Origin of the sequence: Halobacillus sp., from assembly GCF_049282395.1 — a bacterium.
Lineage (GTDB): Bacteria > Bacillota > Bacilli > Bacillales > Halobacillaceae > Halobacillus.
The window spans coordinates 1-4,644 of sequence record NZ_JBAPTY010000450.1; the positions used below are offsets into that span (position 1 = coordinate 1).

Genomic DNA, 4,644 nt, shown 5'->3' on the forward strand with positions numbered 1-4,644 from the left:
GAACGGGCCCATCGAAAAGAGAGGATGCTTCCCTCCTTAAACTGACTGAAATGCTTATATAACAGGTTATACCGCATATTTTAGACTAAAAAAATTCTATAAGCCCATGTGGTTTTTTCTCCTCAAGCGAGTTAAGGATAAAGCCGTTTCGAGTCTCAGATTTAGCCAGGTCCGGAGGGGGACGATGTAGACTCCTGCGGGATGAACATGATCGGTGAGACCCCGGAAGGCGAAGCCTGAGGAGGCTCAGCCCATGCCCGCGGAAAGCGAAATCGTCCCCCGAAGGACCTTCCGCTCCTCCAATGTCTCGAAACTGAGTCTTACACAAACGGGAGCTTTACCTTAAAATCAACACGGAAGTTTAACTGAGCTTTTTAAAAAAAGACCTCATGCGGCGAGGAAATACATCCATGCATAAGGTCTCTTTCAGGCGATGTTTAATCACCTTTTCCTTTTTCAAATGAGCTCCCGAGAATTAACCGCCGGCAATCATCCGTGCGAGCTGACCACAGAGCAGGGCAGCATAGGTTCCGACAATATTACCGAGAATCCCCATCAGTAACCCTACAGGCGCAAGGGCCGGCTGGAATACAGACGCGACGATAGGTGCCGAGCTTGTACCGCCTATATTACCCTGCGATCCGACTGCTACGAAGAAAAGCGGCGCTTTCAACAGTCGTGCGGCAGTGAAGATAAAGATAATGTGGATGGACAACCAGACCATTCCCATCAAAATAAATTGCGGAGCCTGTACGATATCCAGCAGATTCGCCTGGGAACCGATCGCCGTTAAGAACAAGTAGATGCCCAGATAGCCGATTTTACTCGCTCCGTAATACTCCAGATTCCGTACCTTCGTAAAGGATAGAAGAATTCCTACGGCTGTAATGATCAGGAATGTCCACGTGGACGTGTTCATCACATCAGTCTTTGGAATAAAGGATAAATCTGCGAACAACCGAACCAAATACGATCCGGCAAAACCGACCGCTATTATACCAAACAGCTGTGGCAGCTGAAGCGGCTTCGCGTTTCGCTGAACATCCGTCGCAATTTCCTCGTTCACTTTTTTAATCTGAGCGTTGTCTGCATCATTCCAGCGGTTGAAGCGGTCCTGGAAATTAGCAAATGAAATCATGATACCCATCCATCCGATGCCGACCAGCGTATCAGTCAAAATGATCGGACTCAGAATATCATCAGGTGTATCGAAGGCTTCAATCATCGCCCCCATATTGGCAGACCCGCCAATCCAGCTTCCTGCGAGTGCCCCGACTCCACGCCAGGCTTCCTCAGGAAGAATTCCCTGAAACAGGGCGAAGGCAGCCGGTCCGCCCACAACGACACCAACGGTACCAGCAAGGAACACGAGTACAGCCTTGCCTCCAAGTTTGAAGGTCGCTGGAACGTTTGTACTGATCATTAACAGAAGCAAACCAGCCGGGAGCATATACGTACCCATGAAACTGTACAAATCAGAGCTCTGCGGAATAATTCCGAAAGTAGTTGAAAGCATCGGTAGAAAGTACATCCAGATCAACGGCGGAAGATAGCCGAAGAATTTTTTAATCGGCTTAATGTTTACGGTAGATAACATAAAAACAATGCCGACAATCGCGATTAAATAAGCAAAAATCGCCATTGGTTCTTGTATAAAAGCTTGTCCAATAGTCATGCTGCATCTCCTAACTGCAAAATCCTTTGAATTGTCAAAAAATTATAGTGATAAAATTTCGCATTTTCGGAGTGTAGCACATATTTTCAGATGAGAAAATAAATATGCTTTAACAATTTAAGGTAACAAGGAAGCGAATGATTCTCGTACGCTGGGAGATTCTAAAAGCAGGAGGGATCATCATGGACGAACGCAGCTTATCAATTGAAGAATTTAACGAACTTCTGCAGCAATGGAGCGGGAACACCATCCGAATTACGAAGCATGAACTTCGTGATCAGGACACCGTTTACATGAACTTAGATCATATTGATTATTCGAAAGATACCAGAAGAATGGACGATTATGAGCCGATGCATGCCTTGCACCTGCACGGTACAGGCAGAACAGAGACGGATGCCTATAATGTTCAGCCGCTTCCATCTACGTATTACGAGATTCCTTTAGAGGACTCTACTCAGTACCAGTTTGGCGAGAACCATTTCTCCCTTGTGACTGAGCGGGGAACCTATACCATTCAGCTTATCCATTATTAAAGCGCAGCGTTTGTCCCGGGTGGACAGGCGCTTTTTATGTGGAAACATGTCAGCCGGAATTCCTTGCACTTCCCCCTTCCCACACCCGATACTAGAAGATAGAAACCTTCAAAGATATACTTCATGAATTCTAAAAACTTCATGAAAGAGGAGATAACTATGAAAAAGAGGTTCCCCCTTCGATATACAGGGGCTTTTCAAAACAAAGCTTCCGGCAATCCCGGCGAGTGGTATCTCGGTAACACACCCGGCTCCGGCTCCGATTCCAGACGCCCTATTCTATTCATTCATGGATTTAATCGATCCTCGGACACGTGGTATGAAGACAACGATATGTACGCGACCGCTTACGAGAATGGCTATGAAACCGCCTTTATTGATGTCTATCCGGACCGAAACATGTGGGAAAACGGCGCTTTGCTCGCGCAAAAAATAAAAGACATCTACCAGCATTTTGGAGAGAAAATCGTGGTGGTCGCTCACAGTAAAGGCGGCCTTGATATGCAGGTCGCTCTGGTTCACTATGGTGCCGACCCATACATCGAACGAATGATTACCCTGGCCACTCCTTATTACGGTTCGCAATTAGCAGATTTAGCTTACAGCCGCTGGGGCAGCTGGCTTGCCAATATTCTCGGAAGCAAGAATGATGCCACCTACTCCCTGCAAACAGGCTCCATGAACCGCTTCCGCTCCGAAACCGACAGCCAGCCGAATGTGTATCAGACGCCGATTTATACCCTGGCCGGCACGAAATGGGGCAGGTTCAGCAGCTCGTTATACTGGGGAGGCTTATACTTACGCGCGTACGGCAGCAACGACGGGGCCGTTACGGTAAAAAGCTCGCGCATTAAGTATGCGACCGAAATCCAGGTTGGGGAATGGAACCACACAACGATTAAAGAGGGTTCCTCGACATTCGACGTTTTTAAGCCGTTTTTACAGGAAGAAGTAGAGTCCTTCGCGCATCGCCAGGCCGCTGGCACAGCCCATGTGGCTCAGGATCCCGAAGCTGGCAACTACGTGAGCGGCGGAGCATTCACCGGGACGACGAACGAAACCATCCATGTGGAAAAAGGGGTTCATGAAATGACCGTCAACTGGTTGAGTAACCAGGCGGATTCTAACTTAATCCTTACCGATCCTGAACGGAATACCCATCCGTATTTCACAACGGATCAAGATGATGGTGCTTTTTTCGAAGGAGCGTATCATCATACCCTCACCATTCACAATCCTGCATCCGGAACGTGGACACTGGAAGCAAGTTCAGCTCAGGAGGAGCATTACTTATTAAATGTCAGCTTTGCCAGTCCTCTTAATTCTTTACTCAGTACGGCACTTTCCAGTGAGGACAGGAAGGTAAAAGTGCAAGCACAGAACTTAAAGTTCCAAACCGATGTAACGATCGATTATTACCAAAATGGCAAACTGCAGCTAAGCGATAAGAAAGCCAGTCAGGCAAGCGAAGCCGCCTTCCACGTACCCGACCTTGGCGAAGGGTTGTATAATATGACGATGAATATTCACGGAAGCTATGCCCAGCAGCCTTTCCGGCGTACCATTATCCAATCCATTTATGCAGATGGCCACGGAAATCTCTACTAAAGTGAACGGAGCGGTGGCTCCTCCGCTTCTGTAATCTTTTGTAGATATTTGTAAAATGAATATCATCTTAGCTTAATGTCCCTGAAACCTCCTTGGAAAAATTCTCTGTTAGACTAAGGATTAGTTTGAAAGATACGCACTATTCAACATACATCGATTCAAAACGACAGGAAGTACATAAATCAGCTACACAAGATAGCCCTCTTTCAAACTTCTATTGCCCAACGTCCGCAGGAATTTACAACAAGGAGGAGTTTGAATGAACGAAAAATCCAGATTGTCCGTACGAAAATATGTGGTTTCGTCCACCGTGGCTGCAACCATCGTCCTCTCGCCTATGGCCACTCAAGGTGTGTTTGCGCAGGCGAATCCAGACCAAATAGAGGAAAGTAACGCTGGTGAATCCTCAGAAATTAGCTTCCTTCATAGAGGAGATCAAGGTGAAAGCGTAGAGGCTCTGCAAACTGAACTTCAATCGCTTGGTTATTATACATATAGCCTGGACGGCCTTTTCGGCCCGATTACCGAAGACGCCGTGGAAGAGTTTCAAGCCGATCAAGGTCTGAAAGTGGATGGATTAGCCGGGCCGAATACAATGGCCGCACTATCATCGATCGAAGCGTCAGATAAAGATGACGAGGTGCAGGAAACAGAAGAAGCACCTGAACAAGAAGTATCCGCTTCCGGTCAGGTGGATTCGGAATCCAGCGAAGTGGCTGAGGTTGCCGAAGATCTAATCGGCGTCCCTTACGTCTGGGGCGGTACCACACCAGACGGTTTCGACAGCAGCGGCTTCATTCAATATGCTTATGAGCAAGCCGGAAT

The 4,644-nt window shown here is 47.4% G+C and carries 4 protein-coding genes; 3 read left to right on the forward strand and 1 reads right to left on the reverse strand.

The annotated features are described in order from the left end of the window. Positions 1-475 precede the first annotated feature (475 nt). Complete coding sequence (locus WAM07_RS18560) at positions 476-1,675, reverse strand: DUF819 domain-containing protein (RefSeq protein ID WP_422168872.1); 1,200 nt, start codon at positions 1,673-1,675, stop codon at positions 476-478. A 182-nt stretch (positions 1,676-1,857) separates the two neighbouring features. Between WAM07_RS18560 and WAM07_RS18565 the strand changes: the two genes are divergently transcribed. From WAM07_RS18565 to WAM07_RS18575, 3 genes are all read left to right on the forward strand, one after another. Further along, positions 1,858-2,211 carry a hypothetical protein gene (locus WAM07_RS18565; RefSeq protein ID WP_422168873.1) on the forward strand — a complete coding sequence of 118 codons (354 nt, stop codon included), beginning with the start codon at positions 1,858-1,860 and terminating at the stop codon, positions 2,209-2,211. A 159-nt stretch (positions 2,212-2,370) separates the two neighbouring features. Then, positions 2,371-3,819 (forward strand): esterase/lipase family protein, encoded by a 1,449-nt coding sequence (locus WAM07_RS18570; protein WP_422168874.1) that lies wholly within the window; start codon positions 2,371-2,373, stop codon positions 3,817-3,819. Between the two features lie 259 nt (positions 3,820-4,078). Beyond that, positions 4,079-4,644: peptidoglycan-binding protein (locus WAM07_RS18575; RefSeq protein ID WP_422168875.1), on the forward strand; the 566-nt coding region annotated here is incomplete at its 3' end.

Bases quoted from the DNA above. Each gene is read 5' to 3' on its own strand.
- WAM07_RS18560 (WP_422168872.1), bottom strand. From the start codon at position 1,675: ATGACTATTGGACAAGCTTTTATACAAGAACCAATGGCGATTTTTGCT.
- WAM07_RS18565 (WP_422168873.1), top strand. From the start codon at position 1,858: ATGGACGAACGCAGCTTATCAATTGAAGAATTTAACGAACTTCTGCAG.
- WAM07_RS18570 (WP_422168874.1), top strand. From the start codon at position 2,371: ATGAAAAAGAGGTTCCCCCTTCGATATACAGGGGCTTTTCAAAACAAA.